Origin of the sequence: Gallibacterium salpingitidis, from assembly GCF_030517105.1 — a bacterium.
In the GTDB taxonomy this organism is placed as follows: domain Bacteria; phylum Pseudomonadota; class Gammaproteobacteria; order Enterobacterales; family Pasteurellaceae; genus Gallibacterium; species Gallibacterium salpingitidis.
This window is the reverse complement of record NZ_CP103875.1, coordinates 694,971-718,683: the sequence shown is the minus strand read 5'-3', so window position 1 is coordinate 718,683 and position 23,713 is coordinate 694,971. Positions and strand designations below refer to the sequence as shown.

Here is a 23,713-nt window from a genome sequence, read left to right as displayed (position 1 = left end):
AATCACTAATGGCAGGCATTGATTGAATGTAGTAATAATTATTAGCTTAGATTTCTAATAAGATACGTGTTGGATCTTCCAACAATTCTTTAATGGTTACTAAGAAACCGACTGACTCTCTACCATCAACTAAACGGTGATCATAAGACAAGGCAAGATACATCATTGGACGAATCTCAACTTGACCATTCACCGCAACCGGACGATCTTTAATCGCATGCATACCTAAAATGGCACTTTGTGGTGGGTTGATAATCGGTGTTGACATTAATGAACCAAACACACCGCCGTTGGTAATAGTGAAATTACCACCTGTGAGATCTTCAACAGTTAATTTACCGTCACGACCTTTTTCCGCTAATACTTTAATTTGTTTCTCAATTTCAGCCATACTGAGTTGATCACAGTCGCGTAATACTGGTGTTACCAAGCCGCGTGGCGTTGAAACAGCAATACTAATATCAAAATAGTTGTGGTACACAATATCATCACCGTCAAGTGAGGCATTGATTTCTGGATAACGTTTTAACGCTTCTACTACTGCTTTCACATAGAAAGACATAAAGCCTAAACGTACACCATGTTTCTTCTCAAATTGTTCACCGTATTGTTTACGTAATTTCTTGATTGGAGTCATATCCAATTCATTGAAAGTAGTAAGCATTGCTGTACTATTTTTTGCTTCTAATAGACGTTCAGCAATACGTTTACGTAAACGAGTCATAGGTACACGTTTTTCACTGCGTGCTGCTAATGCCGGTGCAGCTTCTTCAACTGCCGGTTTCGCAGTCGATACAGAAGCAGCATAAGCTTCAACATCTTCACGAGTTAAACGTCCGCCTACACCAGAACCTTTAATTTTGCTCGGATCAAGATCTTTTTCTGCAAGTAAACGACGTACCCCTGGGCTTAAAGCATCATTTGAACTATCAGGTTCAATCGCAGCATGTTGACGATCTGAAGGGGTTGGTTCAGTTTGGTTAACGCTAGCTTTAGTTTCTTCGCCTTCTTTTACTTCGCGTAACTTACCTAATAGTTGTTTACTAACAACAGTTGCACCTTCTTCTTCAACAATGCTATCTAAAACACCATCAATACTCGCAGGAACTTCTAACACCACTTTATCGGTTTCAATTTCAACAAGCACTTCATCACGTTTAACAAAATCACCTGCTTTTTTATGCCAAGTGGCAACAGTTGCATCGGCAACAGATTCCGGCAAATCAGGAACAACAATTTCAACATTACTCATTTATATATCCTCTACTTAGTTAGATTCTTTTGATTCAATAGTTAGTGCATCATCAATCAACGCTTTTTGTTGTTTGATATGTAATGACATATAACCTACCGCTGGTGATGCAGACGCTGGACGTCCTGCATAACGCAACTTCGCGCCTTCTGGTAAGGACGCATAGAAATTATGTTGGCTACAATACCAAGCACCTTGGTTTTGTGGCTCTTCTTGACACCATACAAAATCAGTGACGTGTTGATACGCTGATAAAATTTCTTTCATCTCTGTATGTGGATAAGGGTATAACTGTTCGATACGTACTATCGCCACATCAGTGATTTCACGTTTACGTCTTTCTTCTAACAGATCGTAATAAACCTTACCTGAACATAACACGACACGTTTTACTTGTTTTGCATCTAAATTATCAATTTCACCAATCGCATTTTTGAATTCGCCATCATAAAGTTCTGCCATTTCTGAAACAGCTAATGGATGACGTAATAAAGATTTTGGTGTAATCACGATAAGTGGACGACGTACTTTACGTAATAATTGACGTCTTAACATATGGTAAACTTGCGCTGGTGTTGATGGCACACAAACTTGAATATTATCTTCAGCACAAAGTTGTAGATAACGCTCTAAACGTGCAGATGAATGTTCTGGACCTTGACCTTCATAACCATGAGGTAACAACATCACTAAACCACACATTCTGCCCCATTTTTGTTCACCTGAACTGATAAATTGGTCGATTACAACTTGTGCCACGTTAGCGAAATCACCAAATTGTGCTTCCCATAAAGTTAAAGTTCTTGGTGTTGTGGTAGCGAAACCATATTCAAATGCCAACACTGATTCTTCTGAAAGTACAGAATCCCAAACTTCAAATTCACCTTGTTGATCATGAAGGTGTTGCAATGGAGTATAAGTTGTACCATTTTCTTGGTTATGTAAGACGGCATGACGGTGGAAGAATGTACCACGTCCAGCATCTTCACCAGATAAACGGATATGGTTACCTTCATCGAGTAAAGTGGCATAAGCCATTGTTTCCGCCATACCCCAGTCAAATGGTTTCTCACCTTTTGCCATCGCTTGGCGATCAGCGTAAATTTTCGCTACACGACTTTGTAATGGATGATTAGCTGGATATTCACTAATCTTATGCGCTAACGCTTTAAAACGATCTTGTGGGAATTTGCTTTCATATGGACAAGTCCAGCTATGATTTAAATATGGTAACCAGTCAATTTTGTTCATATCAATTGGTACAAATTCCGGCACCACACATTCACCGCGATCCAATGCATCACGATAATCATTCACGATAGCTGTCGCTTCTTCCTCTGAAATTACTTGCTGTTCTACTAATAAATCAGCATACACTTTGCGAGGAGTTGGGTGTCCTTTAATTTTCTTATACATCAACGGTTGAGTTGCTGACGGTTCATCAGCTTCGTTATGCCCATGACGACGATAAGAGATAAGATCAATGAAGATATCACGTTTAAATTTAGCACGATATTCCACCGCAAGACGACCAGCAAACGCTACCGCTTCAGGATCATCACCATTAACATGGATAATCGGTGCCTGAATCATTTTCGCAATATCAGTACAATATTCTGTTGAACGGGTATCATTAGGATTAGAAGTGGTAAAACCAATTTGGTTATTAATAACAATACGAATGGTACCGCCTACAGTATAACCACGAGTCGCTGACATATTTAAGGTTTCTTGTACAATTCCTTGCCCTGCAACCGCTGAGTCACCATGAACAGTTACTGCTAACACATTCTGACGTTCAGTATCATGGCTGCGATTTTGTCTAGCACGTACTGAACCGATAACTACTGGACTTACAATTTCTAAGTGTGATGGGTTAAAAGCTAATGCCAAATGCACTAGCCCATCTTCTGTCATAAAGTTAGACGAAAAACCTTGGTGATATTTCACATCACCGGTTCTATTACTTGCATGCTTCCCGGCAAATTCATCAAATAATTCACTTGGTTTCTTACCTAATACATTAACTAACATATTGAGGCGTCCACGATGCGCCATTCCCATCACAACATCTTTCACACCATGTTTGCTGGCATGACGAATAATTTCTTTCATCAATGGAATAAAAGCATCACTACCTTCTAAAGAGAAACGTTTTGCGCCTGGGAATTTGGCACCAAGATAACGTTCTAAACCATCTGCCGCTGTTAGTTCTTTTAAGAACGTTAATTTTTCTTCTTTATTAAACAACGGTTTATTTAATACAGATTCAATTTTACTTTGTAACCAACGACGCATTTCGACATTAGTTACGTGCATAAATTCTAAACCAATATGCCCACAATAGGTTTCTTTTAACGCTTTATCAATTTCACGCAACGTCATGCTTTCGCGTTGATACGCATAATGACCTAAATTAAAACGTTCATCTAGCTCATCATCGGTAAAACCATGATGGTGATAATCGAGCTCTTGGATTTTTGGACGGTTCCACATATTGAGTGGATCAAGGTTGGCATTTAAATGTCCGCGGAAGTGATATGCATTAATCCATTGTAATAAACGAACTTGTTTTGCACCTGCTTCAGGATCAATTACAGTTTGTTGACCACGACGGCTTTCACTAGCTAAACGTCTAAAATAGTCTTTAATTGGAGTATGTGGTTGATCGTTTTCTGCTTTCCATTGTTGGAAAATTGACTGCCATTCTGAGGAAACACTGTTAGGGTCGGTTAGATAAGATTCATAAAGATCTTCAATATAAGATTGGTTTGCGCCTCCAAATGCGGTTGAGGCGAGCCATTCTTTCATTGTATTGTTAGATTGCATTGATAAGTCCTTCACTTTTTTACTTACAACAGTTGCGCTACAACTTTTTTCACTAGTTTATAAGTTTAACAACAAATTCGATGTTACTCCTATAAAATAGCTAGAAGATTCACTCGAAATTGGAGTATGCTTATTATCGTCCATTAAAAAATTATTTTCTGTGACATTTGTTACATTTTTAACAAAAACAAAACAAACAATCCCCAGAAATTTTTTGATCTACCTCTAATTTTAAAAAAAAATAGGAGCAGTCAAAAAATAATGGTGATATATTGCATAACAAGTTATTAACATATATATAAATGAGCTAACAATATCATACTGACTTATTTCTAAGAAAGACAATATAAGGAGGAATTTATGTCAGAAGAACTTACTGCAAAGCTAACGCTTAGTGATGGCCGCGAATATGACCTACCAGTACATAGAGCAACACTAGGCTATGATGCAGTTGATGTACAATCACTTACTTCACAAAAACTCTTCACTTTTGACCCCGGCTTAATGTCAACCGCTACTTGCAAATCATCTATTACTTATATTGACGGCGACAAAGGAATCTTATTACACCGCGGTTATCCAATTGACCAACTTGCAGAAAATGCAGATTATCTAGAAGTAGCTTACTTATTACTTTTCGGGGAACGTCCTACCTTACAAGAATATAAAGAATTCGTTCAACTCGTTAAACGTCACACACTAGCACACGAACAACTTAGCCGCTTCTTTAACGGATTCCGTCGTGACTCACACCCAATGGCGGTAATGTGCGGGGTAAGTGGTGCATTAGCAGCGTTCTATCATGACTCTATTGATGTTAAAGATCCGAAAAACCGCGAATTAACAGCAATTCGTTTATTGGCAAAAATGCCTACTTTAGCGGCAATGTGTTATAAATACTCTATCGGCCAACCATTTATGTTCCCACAAAACCATCTCTCTTACGCAGGTAACTTCCTATATATGATGTTCGCAACACCTTGTGAACCTTATGTAGTCAACCCTGTATTAGAAAGAGCAATGGATCGTATCTTTATTCTTCACGCTGACCACGAACAAAATGCTTCAACTTCAACTGTTCGTACGGCAGCTTCTTCTGGTGCAAACCCATTTGCTTGTATCGCTGCAGGTATCGCTTCACTTTGGGGACCAGCTCATGGTGGTGCTAATGAAGCTTGTATCAATATGCTTGAAGAAATTGGTACTGTTGATCGTATTCCTGAATTTATTGCGCGTGCAAAAGACAAAAATGATCCATTCCGTTTGATGGGCTTCGGTCATCGTGTATATAAAAACTATGACCCACGTGCAAAAGTAATGCGTCAAACCTGTCATGAAGTGTTACAAGAATTAAAAATTGATAACCCATTATTTGATGTTGCTATGGAATTAGAACGTATCGCACTTAACGATCCATACTTCATTGAAAAAAATCTCTATCCAAATGTTGACTTCTACTCTGGTATTATCTTGAAAGCTATCGGTATTCCAACTTCAATGTTTACTGTAATGTTCGCTTTAGGACGTACCGTAGGTTGGATTGCGCACTGGAAAGAAATGTATAACCAAGGTAATTTCAAAATCGTTCGTCCACGTCAAATTTATACTGGCGCGAAACAACGTGATTTTGAACCAATGGATAAAATTTAAATTCCTCCTACCTTAACTGTTTACCCACACTATTAGCGATAATGGTGTGGGTGTTTTTTATCTACTCTTCTTTATTGTTAAATTGTTGAAATTTCTACATCACTGCATTCAAGTTTATTGACTTCTCCACACCAATAAAAACACAGATAATGTTATCAAAAATTGTAAAAATAAGGAGTTTTCAATGCAGTTACATACTATCGGTATTCTCGGTACGGGGATGATCGGCAGTGCGCTGGCACGTTTATGCGTCGAACAGGGTTATGATGTCATTCTCAGCCAATCGAAAAATGCGTCGGCATTAAAACAATCTTTAGGTGATAAAGCGAAAATCGCATCCGTAGAAGAAGTTGCCTTTCAAAGCGATTTGGTGATTGCCGCTATTCCGTTTTCCGCTTATCAAATGCTGCCGGTAAAAGCGTTGTCATCTAAAATCGTGATCGAAACGATGAATTATTATCCGTCAGTACGTGACGGTCATTTTCCCGATTTGGATCAGGCACATTTGACCAGTAGTGAAATGATTCAACATCATCTTAAAGACAGCTTTGTCGTCAAAGCGTTACATAATCTGGATTTTCATCATTTATATGCCAATGCGCGTCCGCTCAATCATCCGGAACGAACAACATTGCCTGTTGCCGGTGATGATGAAGCGGCAAAACAAACCGTTATCGAATTTATTCAGCACATCGGTTATAACGCGGTTGATATCGGTACGCTGTCTGAAAGCTGGCGAATTGAACCCGGCACGCCGTTATATGTTTGGCCGTATGTACCGACCATTCCTGACGAATTCAATGAAGAACAGGCGCGTCAATATTATTTGACACACACAGGCAAACCTTTAACCGCGTCACAAGTCAAAGAGATGGCGGCAAATACGCAACGGCACTTTCCTGTCGGCGGTTATGCCGAAGATTTACCAACCATTCATACACAATTAGTTGCTGAAATTTATCAACAACGACAAGCAAAATAGCGTTATCGTGTTGTCCGTTTACGTGGCGGACTCACTCTTAAGGCATCCAAGACAGCGGCAAAAGCGGACGATGTTTGTCGCCGTTTCGGATAATATAAATAAGCATCATAGCTTGCCCACCATTCCTGTAACAACGGAACCAAACGCCCTGATTGGAAATGCGGTTCAGCCAATTTCAACGGAATATAACCGATACCTAACCCTTCCAAAGTCGCTTCTAAAACCATAAAAGTACTGTTGACAATCACGCGACCGTCAACACGCACATTAACAGCTTTTCCCTCTTTTTCCAATCCCCACACAGCCAATCCGCCATAAGTCGGCAAACGCAGATTGATACAGCTATGATGCGTTAATTCATCCGGCGTTGTCGGTGTACCGTTTTGGGCTAAATATTCAGGTGCAGCGGCAACGACCAACTGTTCATTAGGCGAAATCAATACCGCAACCATATCTTTTGCAATTAAATTTCCTGCACGCACACCGGCATCAAACCCTTCAGCCACAATATCAATTAAACCGTAATTCATATTCAGCTCTAATTGAATATCCGGATTCGACTTTAACAACGGCATTAATTTCGTCCACAACAACATATTAATGGCATAATCTGCCGCACTGATACGCACCATTCCTGCCGGTTTTTCGCGAAATTCCGTCAAAGCGGTCAGCTCAGCTTCAATATCCGCCAAACGCGGTTCCAATGTTGCCAGCAATCTTGCTCCGGCATCGGTTGTCGATACGCTGCGTGTCGTCCGCGTTAATAAACGAATACCCAAACGTTTTTCTAAAGCATTGATCGTATGGCTCAATGCTGAACGCGATAAGCCTAATTTCGCAGCTGCACGCGCAAAACTTTTCTCTCTGGCAACCAAAGCGAATGCCTGTAAATCGGCTAAATTTTCTCCGCTCATTGTTGAAATATATTCACCTTAACATTCAAATTGTTGTTCTTCACAGTATAAATAAAAGATTTCATAATGTCACTCATCACCAATAAATCAAATGAGAGCAAATATTTATGCATTTATTTTCTACTGCTAAATGGCGAATGGTGTGGACTTTTTTCGTTTCATTACTGTTGCTGTTTTCCGGTGTAAATCATGCCGTTGCACAAAATACTGCTGCAACAGCAGTATCGTCAGCCGTATCGACAAATCAGGAGAATCGCCAATCACGCACTTATGTTTTGGTGCATGGGGCTTGGTTTGGCGGTTGGGTATGGAAAGATGTCGCACAACAACTGCGTGCTGCCGGGAATACCGTCTATACACCCAGCCTAACAGGATTAGGAGATCGTCGTCATTTACGCCAAACAGGCATCAATTTGGATACCCACACTGACGATATTGTCAATCTGATTTTAGATGAAGATTTACACAACGTTGTATTGGTCGGTTGGAGCTACGGCGGAATGGTAATCAGCAATGTGGTTGCCCAAATCCCGGATCGTATTGCATCTATGGTGTATTTGGACGCCTACTTTCCTGAAAAAGGACGTTCAGCAGCCAGCTATATTCCGGATCAAAGCTATTTAGCGATGATGGCTGATTTAGCAGGCAATAATCAAGATATTCCGCCTTTATCTATGCAGGAAGTCGGCATTACCGACGCGAAACTTGCCGCATATGTTGCACCGCGCATCAGTCCGCAACCTGTCGGTACATTTTTACAACCGTCAAAAGCATTGACACAACGTCCTAAACATATTGCCTATACCTTTATTTTAGCCGGACGTTTTAACGGTGCATTATTCCGCCCTATTTATCAACGATTTCAGCAAGAACATATCGGCGACACTTTTGTTGTCAACAGCAGTCACGCCGCGATGTTAACTGCACCGAAGGAAACCGCGGAATTATTACAACACGTTCGTTAAAAGGAGATGAAATCATGCAACAAGAGCAAACAACATCATTCAACAGAAGACGTTTTATCCAGAGTACAGCCTTACTCGCCATGTTGGCTGCCTCTCCCTTTTCACTGGCTCAATCTGTTTTAAGGAGACCAAGTATGGCATTAGATGACTATATCACTTTAGGTCAATCGGGTTTGCGTGTCAGCCCGTTTGCCTTAGGAACAATGACTTTCGGCGAAGATTTGGGTTGGGGATCAAGTGTTAAAGATTCACAAACCATTTTAGACCGTTATATTGAATTAGGCGGCAATTTTCTTGATACCGCTAACGGCTATACCAAAGGGCATTCCGAAAAAATTATCGGTGATCACCTTGCATCGTCACCGAGCAAACGGCAAAAAATGATTATTGCCACCAAATTCGGTACTAATCTTTCGCCCGGCAACCCGAATGGCGGCGGAGCAAGTCGGCGAGCAATTATTGCCGCTTGCGATGAATCGTTGCGTCGTCTGCGTACCGACTACATCGATTTATATTGGATGCACCATTGGGATAAAAATACGCCGATTGAAGAAACAATGAACGTTCTCAATGACTTGGTCAAACAAGGCAAAGTCCGTTATCTTGGCGTTTCCGATACACCGGCATGGAAAGCGACACAAGCACAAATGATTGCCCGTCAAAACCATTGGGCACCGTTTATTGCCACCCAAATCGAATATTCACTTGCCGAGCGTACAGTGGAAGGCGAATTGATCCCGATGGCGCAAGAACTGGGAATGGCGGTTATGCCTTGGGCACCGTTAGCGGCAGGACGCATCAGCGGCAAATATAGACGTGATAATCTGAAAACCGTTTCCGGCGGTCGTGCAGCATTAATGGCGCCGCGTATGACGGAAAAACATTTTGCCATTGTTGACGCTTTAGCCGCTATCGCCAAAGAATTGAACAGCACCATTCCTCGTGTTGCTTTGGCTTGGGTGCAAAATCGTCCCGGTGTGCAAACGACCATTATCGGCGCGCGCACTTTGGCACATCTCGAAGACAATGTACAGGCACTCAGCTTGCAGCTGGATGATCAACATATTCAGCAATTGGATAAATTGACCGAGCCGACATTGCCGTTCCCGATAGCGTTTTTGCGCGGTAATGCCACTGCTCTGCATCAAGGCGGTACAACCGTTAACGGAGTACCTTCACAAATACACCCTTACGGTCCGCGTGATGCACAGGATCATTATTAAATATCTATCTTGAATTAAACATAGCACAAAAGTACCGTTTTGCTTTTGTGCTATTAGTTTTTCTGATATTAGTCCTACCCCGATTTTCACTACTCTTTTCTGATGTTTAGCTCGATAAAAATCTTGACTTTGATCACAAAAAAAATAGAATGAACGAACGTTCATTCATAATAAAAAAAGGGGGCAAAATAATCCAATGACAGCAGAAAATGAAATGCTTCAACATATCTTCCATTCGACGGAAAAATTAATCGCACAATATGGTATTCACCAACTTTCCATGCAAAAAATCGCTAAAGAAGCAGGAATTGCTGCTGGTACGATATATATCTATTTTGAAAGCAAAGAAGAACTTTTAAAGCGCTTGGCTTTTAATATTTTCCAACAAGTTCAGGAATGTATAGATAAAGGAGTTAACTCACAAATGTCGCTATTTGATCAATATCGACAAATGTGGTGGAACATTTGGGATTTATTACACAATAAACCTTACATCATTCTTAACGTGAATCAATATAAAGCATTACCTGACTTTTATGAAATGACACGTGAATGCCACAATCCAGAACAAGATGCCTGGTTTCATTTCGTTAATAAAGGAAAACAATCCGGAGAACTTGCTGATTTACCAAAGGAAGTTCTATTTAGCTTAAGCCTAGAAAGTGCTTTTAAAATGGTCGAAAAGGATCTGCATCTACATATTAAAAGTGATAAACAGATGTTAGAACAAGTTATCAAACATAGCTGGAATGCTATTTTACCTATTTCTTAACTAATTTCATTTATACGGAGAAAATTAAATGACTGATATTCAGGCAGTGAAGCCTAGTCGTTCAAAACAGTTCCTAGTAAAAATTATTTTGTTGGTTGCCATCTTAATATTTGCGCTAGTTATTGCAGCACACTTTATTAAGCAAACCAAGACAAATGAGTTTCTAGCGAATATGCCACCTAATATTACCCCAATTACGGCAATTAAAATTGAACCGCAAGATTGGATTCCTGTAATCAATAGCACCGCCTTAATCCGTCCAAATCAAGGCGCAATGTTAAGTGCACAATCAACAGGGATGATCCAAAGCGTAAACATTAAATCTGGTCAACATGTGAAAAAAGGACAAGTGTTAGTTGAACTAGATAATTCTGTTGAAAAGGCAAATCTTATTGCTTCAGAAGCAAAATTGCCTGCAGCTAAATTAACTTATCAACGCTATCTTTCTTTAGCAAAGACTAACAGTGTTTCAAAAACAGAATTAGACAATGCGAAAGCCACTTATGAAAACCTTGTTGCCACCATCAATGCACTTAAAGCAACCATTGAACGTCGCCAAATTATTGCACCTTTTGATGGCGAAGCAGGGATTGTCAAAGTTAATGTTGGTGAGTATGTAACTGCCGGTACAGAAATTGTCCGCGTCGAAGATCGCAGCAAAATGAAAGTGAATTTTGGTATTTCTCAGGATCAATTAAGCCAATTACATTTACAACAACAGGTTAAAGCGGTAAGCGATGTTTATCCTGATGAAACCTTTAATGCCGTCGTAACTGCAATCGAACCAGCTATTAATAAATCTACAGGTTTGGTTGAAATTGAAGCCACATTTGAAGGCAATACGAAATTAATTTCAGGTATGTTTGTACATCTTCGTGTAGAACGTCAAACTGAATCAGCGCAAATCGTCGTACCACAAGTTGCTATCAGCTATAACATGTACGGTGAAACTGCCTTTATCTTAGTTCCACTTACTGATGAAGATAAAGCAAAATTAGGCGAACAACCATTAGACGGTGTTTATAAAGCACAACAAATTACCGTTAAAACCAAAGATCGCCGCAGTGTTTATGCGCAGTTAGAGCAAAATGAAGCATTAAAAGCTGGTACTTATATTATTACGGGTGGTTTGCAAAATGTTTCTGGCGGCAGCTATGTCAAACTTGTTGATAAACCAGTTATTGGGGCGACTGAACCTGAAACAAAAACTAATCTTTAAGTATTAAATAACGAAGGAAAAAGATGAAATTTACTGATCTTTTTATAAAACGTCCTGTACTGGCAATCTCAATTAGTTTATTGATTGTGATATTAGGCTTGCAGGCTATTTCTAAATTAGCTGTACGGGAATATCCGAAACTAGTCACAACTGTAATCAACATCACCACCACCTACCCTGGTGCTGATGCTGAACTGGTTGAGGCTTTTGTTACTTCAAAAATCGAAGAAGCGGTTGCACAAGCCGATAATATTGACTATATGTCATCTTCCAGTGCGCAAGGTTCGTCCAGAATTACAGTAAAAATGAAGTTAAACGCCGACCCTAATGGCGCACTAGCGGACGTATTGGCTAAAGTAAACTCTGTTCGTTCACAATTACCATCAGATATTGAAGACCCAACAATTACTTCATCCACCGGTGGTTCTGGGATTATGTATATTGGCTTTACTTCTAAAGAATTGAATTCAAGCCAAGTTACTGACTACATTCAACGGGTAGTTAAACCACAATTCTTCACCGTTTCCGGTGTTGCCAAAGTAGAAGTTTTTGGTGGTGCCTCTTATGCATTGCGTATTTGGTTACAACCGGAAAAAATGGCAGCTTTAGGGCTATCTTCTAGCGATGTAATGAGTGCATTGTCAGCTAACAACGTACAAACTGCTGCGGGTAGTGCTAATAGCTATTATGTTACCTACAAAAACAAAGTTGATACCACGACCGCTTCAGCAGAAGAACTAAGCAATTTAGTGTTATTCTCCAAGAACGGTAATGTGGTTAAACTTGGTGATATTGCCAAAGTCGATTTAGATAAAGAAAGTGATGATGCGCGTGCTGCTGCCAATGGTGAAAATGCGGTGGTATTAAGTATCGAACCAGCATCAGATGCGAACCCATTGACTGTGGTAAAAAATATTTATCCACTTTATAACTCAATCAAAGAGAGTTTACCAAATAGTATTGATACCCGCGTACTTTACGATAAAACCATTGCTATCAATGACTCAATTAAAGAGGTAGTACAAACTATCTTCGAAGCGACCTTAATCGTGTTAGTGGTAATTACTCTATTCCTAGGTTCTTTACGTGCAATGATCATTCCTGTGGTAACTATTCCAATTTCTTTGATTGGGGTAATTATGTTACTGCAATTCTTTGATTTCTCGATTAACTTGATGACGCTGCTGGCGCTGATTCTCGCTATCGGTTTGGTGGTAGATGATGCGATTGTAGTGCTCGAAAATGTTGATAGGCATATTAAAGAAGGTGAAACTCCATTCCGCGCTGCGATCATTGGTACTCGCGAAATTGCAACGCCAGTTATCTCAATGACTATTGCGCTTTGTGCTGTATATTCACCAATGGCATTAATGGGCGGTATTACTGGTACGCTGTTTAAAGAGTTTGCGCTAACACTTGCTGGTGCGGTATTTATTTCAGGTATTATTGCATTAACTTTATCGCCAATGATGTGCGGTAAAATTCTTAAAGCACATACCAATCCAACCGCATTAGAAATTCGTGTTGAAAAAACCTTAAATGCTGTTACCGATCTCTACCAAAGAATGTTAGGTATGATGTTAAACAGCCGTAAAATGGTTTTATTCTTCGCAGTATTAATTTTTGCAAGTTTGCCAGTATTGATGAGTAATCTCTCTAGCGAATTAACCCCAACTGAAGATAAAGGGGCAATTTTAGCAATGGGGACAGCACCATCTAATGCGAACTTAGACTATGTACAAACCTCAATGAAACAATATGAGAAGATCTTATCTGAAACACCAGAAGTAGAATTCTCAATGGTGATTTCCGGTGTACCTAGTTCTAATCGTTCTATTGCTATCGCTAGTTTAGTCAATTGGGGTGATCGCCATCGCAGCCAAACAGAAATTGCTAATGAAATTAACCAAAAAGCAAAAGCAATTCCTGAAATCAGCGTTAATGGTTTCTCATTCCCAGAAATCGAAACTGGTGAACAAGGGCCGCCAGTAAGCTTTGTGATTACCTCTGCTGATGATATTCATAAACTTGCTTTAATTGCTGATGATGTCTTACAAGCTGCAAGAAAGTCAGGTAAGTTTATCTACAATAGCCTTGATCTAAAATTCGATACACCGCAAATGCACATTACTATCGATAAAGAAAAAGCAGGAACTTATGGCATTAGTATGCAACAAATTAGCTCTTTGCTAGGTAGTTATCTTGCTGGCGGTACCATTACTCGCGTTGGTATTGATGGTCGTTCTTACAAGGTTATTTCTGAAGTACCACGTGCGGATCGTTTAAACCCAGAAGATTTAAACAACTACTTTGTTACTGCTTCTAATGGCGATTCTGTACCATTGGGTAACTTAATTAAAATGGAAGTGTCACCAGAGCCATTGTCACTCAGCCGTTTTAATCAATTAAGTTCAGCGGTAATCAGTGCTATCCCAATGCCAACTAGTTCTGTTGGTGATGCGGTTGAATGGTTCCAAAATGAAGGTGCTTCATTATTACCAGCCAACTACAACTATGACTTCAAAGGTGAAGCAAGACAATTTGTACAAGAAGGTAATGCTTTAGCTGTTACCTTTGTGTTAGCCGTTTTAATTATCTTCCTTGTATTGTCTATTCAATTTGAGTCAATGCGCGATCCATTGGTAATTATGATCTCTGTACCATTGGCAATTAGTGGTGCGTTACTGATGTTGAATATTCTGTCACTGTTTGGTGTCGCGGGAAGTACGCTCAATATTTACTCTGAGGTAGGGCTAATTACGCTTGTTGGCTTGATCACAAAACATGGTATTTTGATGTGTGAAGTGGCAAAAGAACAACAACTGTTATTTGGTAAAGATCGTATTGAAGCCATTAGTTATGCAGCAAGAGTTCGTTTACGTCCAATCTTAATGACTACTGCGGCAATGATTGCTGGTTTGATTCCACTACTTTATGCAAGCGGCGCAGGTGCAGTTTCTCGTTTTAGTATCGGAATCGTGATCGTATCTGGTTTAGCAATTGGTACCTTGTTTACACTATTCGTGTTACCGGTGATTTACACAATGGTGGCAAGTAAACATAAACCATTACCAGTATTTGAAGAGTCACCTCAACCAAGCACACATTAATTATAAAAAAATTAGGGAGAAAGCAATTTCTCCCCAGACCGCTGACAAACCCACCTTTCCAAAATCATTTGGTAAAAGTGGGTTTGTTTTTTTACTTTGTCGCTTTTCTCTTGCTTTTCCTTTCAGATAATTGGGCAAGTGGTCATTTTCGCTGATTTTTTTACCCATGCCTCAAACAAGCAAAATTGGCGCCATAAATAAGACAAAATAGCCCATACCACCAGGGCAATTTTCTTGATATTTTGTGCCATTGCCGCAAGGAAGCATTGCATTTGCACTTTGGATAGCCCTCTATAACGGGCATAGCGATGTCCATGATGTTGTTTTGCATCCGCAAAGCTGCGCTCTACGGTTTCTGCTCGACGTTTATAGAGTTTTCTGCCCTGCCTCGATATTCTCACTGCATTGGCGTTGTCCACAGCATCTTGGTAAATATGCCTGGTGATGAGGCGTTCGGCTTTTTGGTTTTGGGTACACTGTGAACGTAGTGGGCAAGTTTGGCAATAGGTCGGGTTGGATTTGTAAGTGTGATAACCTTCTCGGGTGGTGGTGCTATAGCGGAGCGATTGCCCTGCGGGGCAAGTGTAGCTGTCAGTTTCGACATCATAGCGGAACGCACTTTTTCGTAAGCGGTTCTTGCCTTTGGTGGGACGACGATAGCCAAATACACCAATAATGCCTCGTCGGGCAAGACTCTCGGCAACAGGGGCGGTAAAATAGCCTGCATCAAGCCCGACCGCTTTGGGCTTGAACCGAAAGCGTTCTGTGGTGGCATCAAGACGAGCAATATAGGGTTGGCTGTCATTGACATTCCCTGCCGTCGCAAAGGTATCTACAATAATCCCGTATTTACCATCGACTGTGCGGTGGTCGAGATAGAAGAAGCCTTTGGGCTTGTTATCTCGGTGCATATACCCACTTTCAGGGTCGGTATTGCTCACGTTGGTGTCTTTGACTTCGACGGCTTTCTCACTCGCCTTTAACGGCTTTTTCCTTTTGCTTCCCTCTCTTTTGCCACATCTTCGTTGAGCATAGCGATATATTGGCTCACTCGAACTGCTCGCTTTTCATTATGCTTTTTGTTTTTATTGGCACTGGCTTTCAAGTGGGTGCTGTCAGTAAACAGATATTTACCTCCCACCAAGCCTTTTTCCATCGCTTGCCAAACAATGTGGGTAAAAATACGCTCAAATACATCCGTACCATTAAAACGGCGAAGACGGTTTTGGCTTAAGGTACTGGCATCTATCACTTTTTCCGTGAGGCTCATCCCCAAAAACCAACGGTAAGCGACGTTGACTTCAATCTCTTTCACCAACTGGCGTTCGCTTTTAATACCGAAAAGATAGCCGAGTAACATTATCTTGAACAAACGAACTGGGTCAACTGCGGGGCGACCGTTGTCATGGCAATAGAGATGCGCCACTTCATCACGAATGAATTCAAAATCGATAGCTTTAGCGACTTTACGGACAAGGTGGTCTTTCGGTACGAGTTGTTCGAGACTTATCATCTCGATTTCATATTGGGGTGAGGCAGTATTTTTGAGCATAGGCATTTCCTTTTTTCGATATGCCTATTAGATCAAACCTCTAGAGGTATGTCTAGAGGTTTGTCAGCAGTCTGGGGAGAAAGCAATTTCTCCCTTTCTTATCATTTGTAGTCATCATTTATTTTTTTACGAAAAAAAATCCTGCTTTCTCCCTGTTAAAAAGCCTGATTTTTTGGTAAATTTACACCCAATTTTTTCACTGTAAAAACAGTCCAGTTTTACTCACACATTTAAGCGGAAGATTATGTTTAAAAAAATTCGTGGTTTATTTTCTAATGACCTTTCTATCGATTTAGGGACTGCTAACACCCTTATTTATGTTAAAGGTCAAGGCATCGTACTTGATGAACCTTCAGTCGTTGCCATTCGTCAAGATCGTGTTGGCTCACTCAAAAGTATCGCGGCAGTGGGTCGTGAAGCAAAATTAATGCTAGGTAGAACACCGAAAAGTATCAGTGCAATTCGTCCAATGAAAGACGGTGTAATTGCTGACTTTTTTGTGACAGAAAAAATGTTGCAATATTTTATCAAACAAGTACATCGCAATAATTTTATGCGTCCTAGCCCTCGTGTATTAGTTTGTGTTCCTGCAGGTGCAACACAAGTTGAACGTCGTGCAATTAAAGAATCTGCTTACGGTGCTGGTGCACGCGAAGTTCACTTGATCGAAGAACCAATGGCAGCAGCAATTGGTGCAAAATTACCAGTATCAGAAGCAACCGGTTCTATGGTGATCGATATCGGTGGTGGTACAACTGAAGTTGCTGTTATCTCATTAAACGGCGTAGTGTACTCCTCTTCTGTGCGTATCGGTGGTGACCGTTTTGATGAAGCCATTATTGCTTATGTGCGTCGCACTTTCGGTTCTTCTATTGGTGAAACTACTGCTGAAAGAATTAAGAAAGAATTAGCAAGCGCTTATATCGAAGAAGGTGATGAAATTTTAGAAATGGAAGTGCATGGACATAATCTTGCAGAAGGCGCGCCAAGAACATTTACTTTAAATACACGTGATGTTTTAGAAGCTATCCAACAACCGCTTGATGGTATCGTGCGTGCTGTACGCACTGCACTAGAACAATGTCCACCAGAACTTGCTGCGGATATTTTTGAACGCGGTATGGTACTAACTGGCGGCGGTGCCTTAATGAAGAATATTGATATTCTACTTTCTAGAGAATCAGGTGTACCGGTTATTGTTGCCGATGATCCACTAACTTGTGTTGCTCGCGGTGGCGGTGAAGCATTAGAAATGATCGATATGCTTGGCGGCGATATTTTTAGTGATGAGTAATCTTTGATCTTGAACTCAATTAGAGCAGCTTGTCCTCAAGCTGCTTTATTTTGTAATTTGATGGTATGAAACCAATATTCACAAAATCTCCCTCTCTCGGCGTTAGACTAATATTTGCAGTATTCGTATCGGTAATCTTAATGTTTTCCGACGGACAAACACGCAATTTATTACAGATCCGAAGTATGTTAGAAACAACTGTCAGTTGGATCTATTACCTCGCTAATACACCACGTTCAGTGTTAGATGGTGTATCTGATAATTTAGTGGATACCAGTACCCTACAAATTGAGAATAAAGTTTTAAAAGATCAATTGTTAGAAAAAAATGCTGATTTACTTCTACTTGATCAACTCAAAGTAGAAAATCAACGTTTACGCTTGTTGTTAAATTCACCGTTACGTCATGATGAATATAAGAAAATTGCGGAAGTTTTAACCGCTGAAACCGATCCTTATCGCCAACAAGTGGTGATCAATCAAGGTGAAAAAGATGGCGCTTATGTTGGCCAACCAGTGATTGATGAAAAAGGTGTCGTTGGGCAAATTATCTCTGTTGGCCACAATACCAGTCGCGTGTTATTAATTTCTGACGTTACTCATTCTATTCCATTACAAGTATTACGTTCAGATATCCGCGTCATTGCTAGTGGGACAGGGCGTCCAGATGAACTAGTACTCGATAATGTTTCTCGCTCTGCTGATATTGAAAAAGGCGACCTCTTAGTTACTTCTGGTTTAGGTCGGCGTTTCCCTGAAGGTTATCCAGTCGCGATTGTGGAATCTGTTTCTCGTGAAGGTAACAACTATTTTGCTACCGTTATTGCTAAACCACTCGCTTCATTAGAAAGATTACGCTATTTGTTGCTGCTTTGGCCAACTAATGAAGATATGAAACGCTTAAACAGTAATTCGCCAGCACAAATTAAAGAGGTGGTGAAACAACGTTTGTCATCACAACAAGCTGCACCATCAACAGAGTCACCAGCAGAAGGAAATAGTGCATTACCTGCTGATAACTTGGATAAGCCATTACCAACTAAAGAAAAAGTAGAAGAAGAATAGTATGAGACCAAATGTAGTATTCCAATGGCTGATGATTGCCGTCACTTTTATTATCGCTTTAGTCTTTGAAATTATGCCTTGGCCGGCAGATTTTTCTGGTTATCGTCCAGCGTGGCTGATCTTAGTGCTTTTATATTGGGTAATGGCAATTCCTGGACGCATTAATATTGGGATGGCCTTTTTGACCGGATTAGTTTGGGATTTAGTACTCGGTTCTATTTTAGGAATTCATGCGTTAATTCTTTCTGTATTCGCTTATTTAATTGCAGTCAATTCAATGATTCTACGCAATCTCTCTTTATGGCAGCAAAGCCTATTGGTAATTCTCTGCGTATTTATTATTCGCATCGCGATCTTCTTACTAGAACTCTTTTTGCATAGCGCCATTTTCAATTCACAAGAAATTGCCGGCTCAATTTTAAGCGGCGTGTTATGGCCATGGCTGTTCCTTATTTTGCGTGGATTGCGCCGTAAACTATCATTACGCTAAGCAAATTAAATTATTCAGCCACATTAATTGGCGGTAATGCACTAATAATCGCTTTTACTAATGTGGCTAATGGAATAGCAAAAAATACACCCCAGAATCCCCACAAACCACCAAAGAAAATCACTGACACAATAATAACTAAAGGATGCAAATTTACTGCTTCAGAAAACAATAGAGGCACTAATAAATTGCCATCAAGGATTTGTGTAATAGTATAAACCAACATTAAATAGCCAAATGTTGCAGACCAACCAAATTGGAATAATGCAACTAATGCTAGTGGAATGGTTACCAATACTGCGCCCACATAAGGCACTAACACTGACAAACCAATAGCGACCGCTAATAACAGTGAATAATTTAAACCAAACAACAAAAAGGTAACGTAACTGACTACAGTCATCACCACAATTTCTGCCACTTTACCACGAATATAATTCGCAATTTGTTGTTTCATTTCATCCCAAACTTGGTTTACCAATTGGCGATTTTGCGGCAAAAATCGAGTAACTCCAGCGATTAAATAATCTTTATCTTTGATAAGGAAAAACACCATCAACGGCACTAAAAAGGCATAAATACCGATGGTGACTACACTGACAATAGAAACTAATGAATAACGTAATGCAGACTCACCAACGCCGAGAATCTTCTCACGCACACTATTAAAAATCGTATCAATCATCGCATAATCGACATATTCTGGATAATTCTCCGGTAATGATAATACCCATTGATGTAGTTGATTACTCATTGTTGGTAAATCTTTCAAGAGATTTACCGTTTGATTCCACAATGTTGGCACCATCACTAATAGGATAAAAAAGACCATTGCGATAAAGCCACCTAAAACGACAATTAATGCCAATATATGTGGAAATCGAAATTTAGTGGAAAGGTATTGAATTGGGAGTTCTAATAAATAAGCCAATACAATCGCAATCAATAATGGTGTAAAAAGATCACTAAAGAAATAAAAAACTGCAAAAACAATTAAAATTAAACTAAATAATCCTACGGCTTGTGGATCACTAAAACGACGTTTATACCACTCTTTAAAAACGGCTAACATATCAAAACTCCTTGCATCAAAAGCTCTTAGATTATAAGCAAGTTATTTACTTGAATAAAGACTAAATCTATACTATGCGCACCTTTTCACTAGTAATATCAAGGAAATAATAATGAACAACACAACTGAAATTCAAACCTATCCGCTGTATCAAAATAGTTGGGTGATTCGTCAAAGCGATCCCGGTGAAGAAGGCGCAAGAAATCATTTATTTGAAACTGTTTCTATTCAATTAGATGCTATTTATACAAAGCAATCATTACATTATCAATTTACCCGTAAAGTCGAAAATCATATTGAATTTACACAAGAATTTGCTGATTTAGAGAGCCTATTTAAATTTTTAGGTGAGTCATTAGATCCCGTTTCATTGGGCTTATTAGGTGTCAAAATTGGACAATTACAAAGCCAATTAGCCTAAATCACAGATGAAGCTGCTCTTTCACAAACGGAATGGTTAATTTTCGCTGCGCTTGTAAAGAGGCTTTATCTAATTTGTCTAAAATAGAAAAGAGGTAAGTTAAATCGCGATCTAAACGATTTAATAGGAATTTCGCCACTTCATCAGGTAATTCCAACCCTCGTTTACGAGCAGCTTGTTGCAACACAGCTGCTTTTTTATCATCAGATAATTCTGCTAACTGATAACTTTCTCCCCAACTTAAGCGAGAACGTAAATCTGGTAATTGAATCGCGAGTTGTTGCGCTGGTGCATTTGCACTAATCAGTAATAGCGTATGACCGCTCTCTTTAATCCGATTAAATAGATCAAAAATCGCCACTTCCCACTCTTGATTACCCGCAACCGCGTTAAGATCATCTAAACAAACTAAATCCAACTCTTCCAATGATTCCAAAATTTCTGGTGAAAAATAATTGGTTTTAGTTAATGGAATATAGATAGAAGCCCGTTCTTGCTGTAAAAATAGATTATTTGCTGCTTTTAAGATGTGGGTTTTACCGCTACTCTTTGTTCCCCATAGATAGAAAAATGGTTGATGCAAATGAGCAAAATTTTCAAATAAAGAACTACATAGCACTTGATTATGCTGTGCATCAAAATTCTCAAATGTTTCAGGATCAAATTCGTGAATGGGTAAAATATATTGATGCTGCAAAAAACTACCTAATGAGCAAAGAAAAAATTGGTTATAAGAATAAAGAAAAACATCAGGTTGAGCAAGTTTTCCACCTGATGTTTTCCGATTTTTTCAGCAACTATTGTGATACTTCAGTTTCTTCTGCTTTCTTAGCTTCTTTTGGTAAAACTAGATTCAATAAAATCGCCACAATAGCGCAAAGGCTGATACCTTTTAATGAAACTTCACCAAAATTAACAAACATACCGCCGATACCAAAGGTCATCACTACCGAAATAATACAAAGATTACGTGATTCTGTGACATCCACTTTACCACGAATTAAGGTACTCATTCCAACTACTGCAATTGAACCAAATACCAACATCATAATACCACCCATTACGATGGTTGGAATTGTCGATAAAAAGGCGCCAACCTTGCCACAGAATGAAATTGCAATCGCCCAAACGGCTGCCCAAGTCATAATCGTTGGATTAAAGTTACGAGTTAGCATCACTGCGCCAGTCACTTCTGCATAAGTTGTATTTGGTGGACCACCTAAAAAAGAAGCCACAGATGTTGCGATTCCATCACCAAGCAAAGTACGGTGTAAGCCCGGTTTTTGTAAGAAGTTTTTTCCTGTTACAGAACTAATTGCCATAATACCACCAACGTGTTCTACTGCAGGTGCAATCGCAATTGGTAATAAATACAAGATTGCTTCTAGTTTAAACTCTGGTGTTGTAATCGTAGGGACACTAAACCAAGGTGCATCATAAACAGGTTGTAAGTTAATCAACCCCATAAAAGCGCAAACAATATAGCCAGCTGCAATACCAAACATAATTGGAATTAATTTCATCATTCCTTTGGCGAATACAGCAACACCTAAAGTCGTCAATAATGTAATCATTGATACGATAAGCGCTTGATCGTAGCTATAATTACTATTTTTCCCAAGTGCCATATCAACGGCAACTGGTGCTAGTCCCATCCCGATAATAATGATTACCGGACCAACTACAATCGGTGGAAATACACGTTGTAACGCTTCAACACCTTTCAATTTCACTAATGCACTTAATGCCACATAGACTAAACCGGCACAAACCAATCCACCTAAAGTTACTGGTAAACCCCAAGTAGCAATACCGTATTGAATTGGTGCAATAAAGGCAAAAGAAGATGCTAAGAAGATTGGCACTTGGCGCTTCGTACATAGTTGGAATAATAACGTTCCGACCCCTGCCGTTAACAAAGCAGTATTACTGTCTAATCCAGTAATTAATGGCACTAAAACTAAAGCACCAAACGCCACAAACAGCATTTGTAAACCAACAAATGCTTGTTTTGCTTTACTTTCTACAATAACTGGTTGAGTTTCTGAACTCATAAATTAGTTTCACCTCTCTGGATAAATTAACTAAAAAAAAAGATATTTGGACTTTATTTAGTACCAAATATCTTGTCACCTGCATCACCTAAACCTGGAATGATATAACCATTCTCATTCAGATGATCATCAATTGATGCTGTATAAAGCTCTACATCAGGATGTGCATTCTGTAACGCTTTAATACCTTCTGGCGCTGCCACTAATACCAATACTTTAATTCTTGGACATTGTGCTTTTTTCAACAAGTCAATTGTTGCAATCATTGAGCCACCAGTCGCTAACATTGGATCAACAATAATCGCTAAACGCTCTTCCATATCTGGCGCTAATTTTTGGAAATAAGGTACTGGTTCTAAGGTTTCTTCATTACGATACATTCCCACTACACTAATTCTAGCGCTTGGAATATGTTCTAATACGCCTTCCATCATTCCCAAACCGGCACGTAAAATTGGCACAACAGTCACTTTTTTCCCTTTAATACGTTCAACTTGTACCGGTCCGCACCAACCATCAATCGTTATGACTTCCGTTTCCAAATCAGCGGTTGCTTCATAAGTCAATAAGCTACCAACTTCTGTCGCTAATTCGCGGAAATGTTTTGTGCTAACATCAGCCGCTCTCATTAAACCAAGTTTATGTTTTACAAGCGGATGTTTTACTTCAACGATTTTCATTTTGTTGCCCTCTCAAAATTCAAAAAAATCGCACGATTTTAAACTACCAATTCGCAAATAGCCATACTCACTACCAAAAATCTGCAAATAACCTAATCTATCGCAAAATATTTCTTGCATTTATGAGTGATCTATATCGCAAACGATTGCTTAATCGTGTACAATCTGCG

19 protein-coding genes are annotated in these 23,713 nt (G+C 39.6%); 11 read left to right on the top strand and 8 right to left on the bottom strand.

Annotated elements, in window-relative coordinates:
• Positions 1 to 46 precede the first annotated feature (46 nt).
• Positions 47 to 1,252, bottom strand: a complete 1,206-nt coding sequence (odhB, locus tag NYR30_RS03440; protein ID WP_066108989.1) for a 2-oxoglutarate dehydrogenase complex dihydrolipoyllysine-residue succinyltransferase — start codon at positions 1,250 to 1,252, stop codon at positions 47 to 49.
• A gap of 15 nt (positions 1,253 to 1,267) precedes the next feature.
• Positions 1,268 to 4,081, bottom strand: coding sequence for a 2-oxoglutarate dehydrogenase E1 component (gene sucA, locus NYR30_RS03435; RefSeq protein ID WP_066113243.1), 2,814 nt, complete (start codon positions 4,079 to 4,081; stop codon positions 1,268 to 1,270).
• A 360-nt stretch (positions 4,082 to 4,441) separates the two neighbouring features.
• On the opposite strand from sucA, the gene NYR30_RS03430 reads away from it, so the two are divergent.
• On the top strand, positions 4,442 to 5,731 hold the full coding sequence (locus NYR30_RS03430) for a citrate synthase (protein ID WP_066108996.1): 1,290 nt from the start codon (positions 4,442 to 4,444) through the stop codon (positions 5,729 to 5,731).
• A gap of 154 nt (positions 5,732 to 5,885) precedes the next feature.
• Positions 5,886 to 6,713, top strand: coding sequence for an NADPH-dependent F420 reductase (locus NYR30_RS03425; protein ID WP_269147513.1), 828 nt, complete (start codon positions 5,886 to 5,888; stop codon positions 6,711 to 6,713).
• A gap of 2 nt (positions 6,714 to 6,715) precedes the next feature.
• On the opposite strand, the gene NYR30_RS03420 is transcribed toward NYR30_RS03425, so the two are convergent.
• On the bottom strand, positions 6,716 to 7,627 hold the full coding sequence (locus NYR30_RS03420; protein WP_302501881.1) for a LysR family transcriptional regulator: 912 nt from the start codon (positions 7,625 to 7,627) through the stop codon (positions 6,716 to 6,718).
• A gap of 107 nt (positions 7,628 to 7,734) precedes the next feature.
• On the opposite strand from NYR30_RS03420, the gene NYR30_RS03415 reads away from it, so the two are divergent.
• The 5 genes from NYR30_RS03415 (at position 7,735) to NYR30_RS03395 (ending at position 14,916) form a co-directional block, all read left to right on the top strand.
• Positions 7,735 to 8,592 (top strand): alpha/beta fold hydrolase, encoded by an 858-nt coding sequence (locus NYR30_RS03415; protein ID WP_082966170.1) that lies wholly within the window; start codon positions 7,735 to 7,737, stop codon positions 8,590 to 8,592.
• A 134-nt stretch (positions 8,593 to 8,726) separates the two neighbouring features.
• A complete protein-coding gene (locus NYR30_RS03410; protein ID WP_066109003.1) occupies positions 8,727 to 9,815 on the top strand; it encodes an aldo/keto reductase in 1,089 nt (362 codons plus the stop codon).
• A gap of 196 nt (positions 9,816 to 10,011) precedes the next feature.
• Positions 10,012 to 10,587, top strand: a complete 576-nt coding sequence (locus tag NYR30_RS03405) for a TetR/AcrR family transcriptional regulator (protein WP_066109006.1) — start codon at positions 10,012 to 10,014, stop codon at positions 10,585 to 10,587.
• Positions 10,588 to 10,615: 28 nt separating this feature from the next.
• Positions 10,616 to 11,806 (top strand): efflux RND transporter periplasmic adaptor subunit, encoded by a 1,191-nt coding sequence (locus NYR30_RS03400; RefSeq protein ID WP_302501879.1) that lies wholly within the window; start codon positions 10,616 to 10,618, stop codon positions 11,804 to 11,806.
• A gap of 23 nt (positions 11,807 to 11,829) precedes the next feature.
• Positions 11,830 to 14,916: an efflux RND transporter permease subunit gene (locus NYR30_RS03395; protein WP_302501877.1), complete on the top strand. Its 3,087-nt coding sequence runs from the start codon at positions 11,830 to 11,832 to the stop codon at positions 14,914 to 14,916.
• A 122-nt stretch (positions 14,917 to 15,038) separates the two neighbouring features.
• On the opposite strand, the gene NYR30_RS03390 is transcribed toward NYR30_RS03395, so the two are convergent.
• Positions 15,039 to 16,468, bottom strand: a protein-coding gene (locus NYR30_RS03390) for an IS1182 family transposase (protein WP_302500362.1) whose coding sequence is annotated in 2 segments (ribosomal slippage) — positions 15,039 to 15,907 and positions 15,907 to 16,468 — 1,431 coding nt in all. Because the reading frame shifts where the segments join, the coding sequence is not laid out codon by codon here.
• Positions 16,469 to 16,709: 241 nt separating this feature from the next.
• On the opposite strand from NYR30_RS03390, the gene NYR30_RS03385 reads away from it, so the two are divergent.
• From NYR30_RS03385 to mreD, 3 genes are all read left to right on the top strand, one after another.
• Positions 16,710 to 17,762 (top strand): rod shape-determining protein, encoded by a 1,053-nt coding sequence (locus NYR30_RS03385; protein ID WP_156536746.1) that lies wholly within the window; start codon positions 16,710 to 16,712, stop codon positions 17,760 to 17,762.
• Positions 17,763 to 17,827: 65 nt separating this feature from the next.
• A complete protein-coding gene (gene mreC, locus NYR30_RS03380) occupies positions 17,828 to 18,826 on the top strand; it encodes a rod shape-determining protein MreC (RefSeq protein WP_302501875.1) in 999 nt (332 codons plus the stop codon).
• 1 nt (position 18,827) lies between these two features.
• The gene (gene mreD, locus NYR30_RS03375) at positions 18,828 to 19,316 is read left to right on the top strand and encodes a rod shape-determining protein MreD (RefSeq protein ID WP_302501874.1); all 489 of its coding nucleotides are present in this window, start codon (positions 18,828 to 18,830) and stop codon (positions 19,314 to 19,316) included.
• Between the two features lie 10 nt (positions 19,317 to 19,326).
• Here the strand turns inward: mreD and NYR30_RS03370 are convergent, their stop codons facing one another.
• Entirely contained in the window at positions 19,327 to 20,388 is a 1,062-nt protein-coding gene (locus NYR30_RS03370; protein ID WP_066109023.1) for an AI-2E family transporter, read from the bottom strand.
• 112 nt (positions 20,389 to 20,500) lie between these two features.
• Between NYR30_RS03370 and NYR30_RS03365 the strand changes: the two genes are divergently transcribed.
• Complete coding sequence (locus NYR30_RS03365; RefSeq protein WP_066109026.1) at positions 20,501 to 20,809, top strand: DUF5377 family protein; 309 nt, start codon at positions 20,501 to 20,503, stop codon at positions 20,807 to 20,809.
• A 1-nt stretch (position 20,810) separates the two neighbouring features.
• Here the strand turns inward: NYR30_RS03365 and hda are convergent, their stop codons facing one another.
• The 3 genes from hda to upp form a co-directional block, all read right to left on the bottom strand.
• Complete coding sequence (gene hda, locus NYR30_RS03360; RefSeq protein WP_066109028.1) at positions 20,811 to 21,506, bottom strand: DnaA inactivator Hda; 696 nt, start codon at positions 21,504 to 21,506, stop codon at positions 20,811 to 20,813.
• 100 nt (positions 21,507 to 21,606) lie between these two features.
• Positions 21,607 to 22,863 (bottom strand): uracil-xanthine permease family protein, encoded by a 1,257-nt coding sequence (locus tag NYR30_RS03355; RefSeq protein WP_066422042.1) that lies wholly within the window; start codon positions 22,861 to 22,863, stop codon positions 21,607 to 21,609.
• Between the two features lie 53 nt (positions 22,864 to 22,916).
• Positions 22,917 to 23,543, bottom strand: a complete 627-nt coding sequence (gene upp, locus NYR30_RS03350; RefSeq protein WP_066109034.1) for a uracil phosphoribosyltransferase — start codon at positions 23,541 to 23,543, stop codon at positions 22,917 to 22,919.
• Between the last annotated feature and the right edge of the window lie 170 nt (positions 23,544 to 23,713).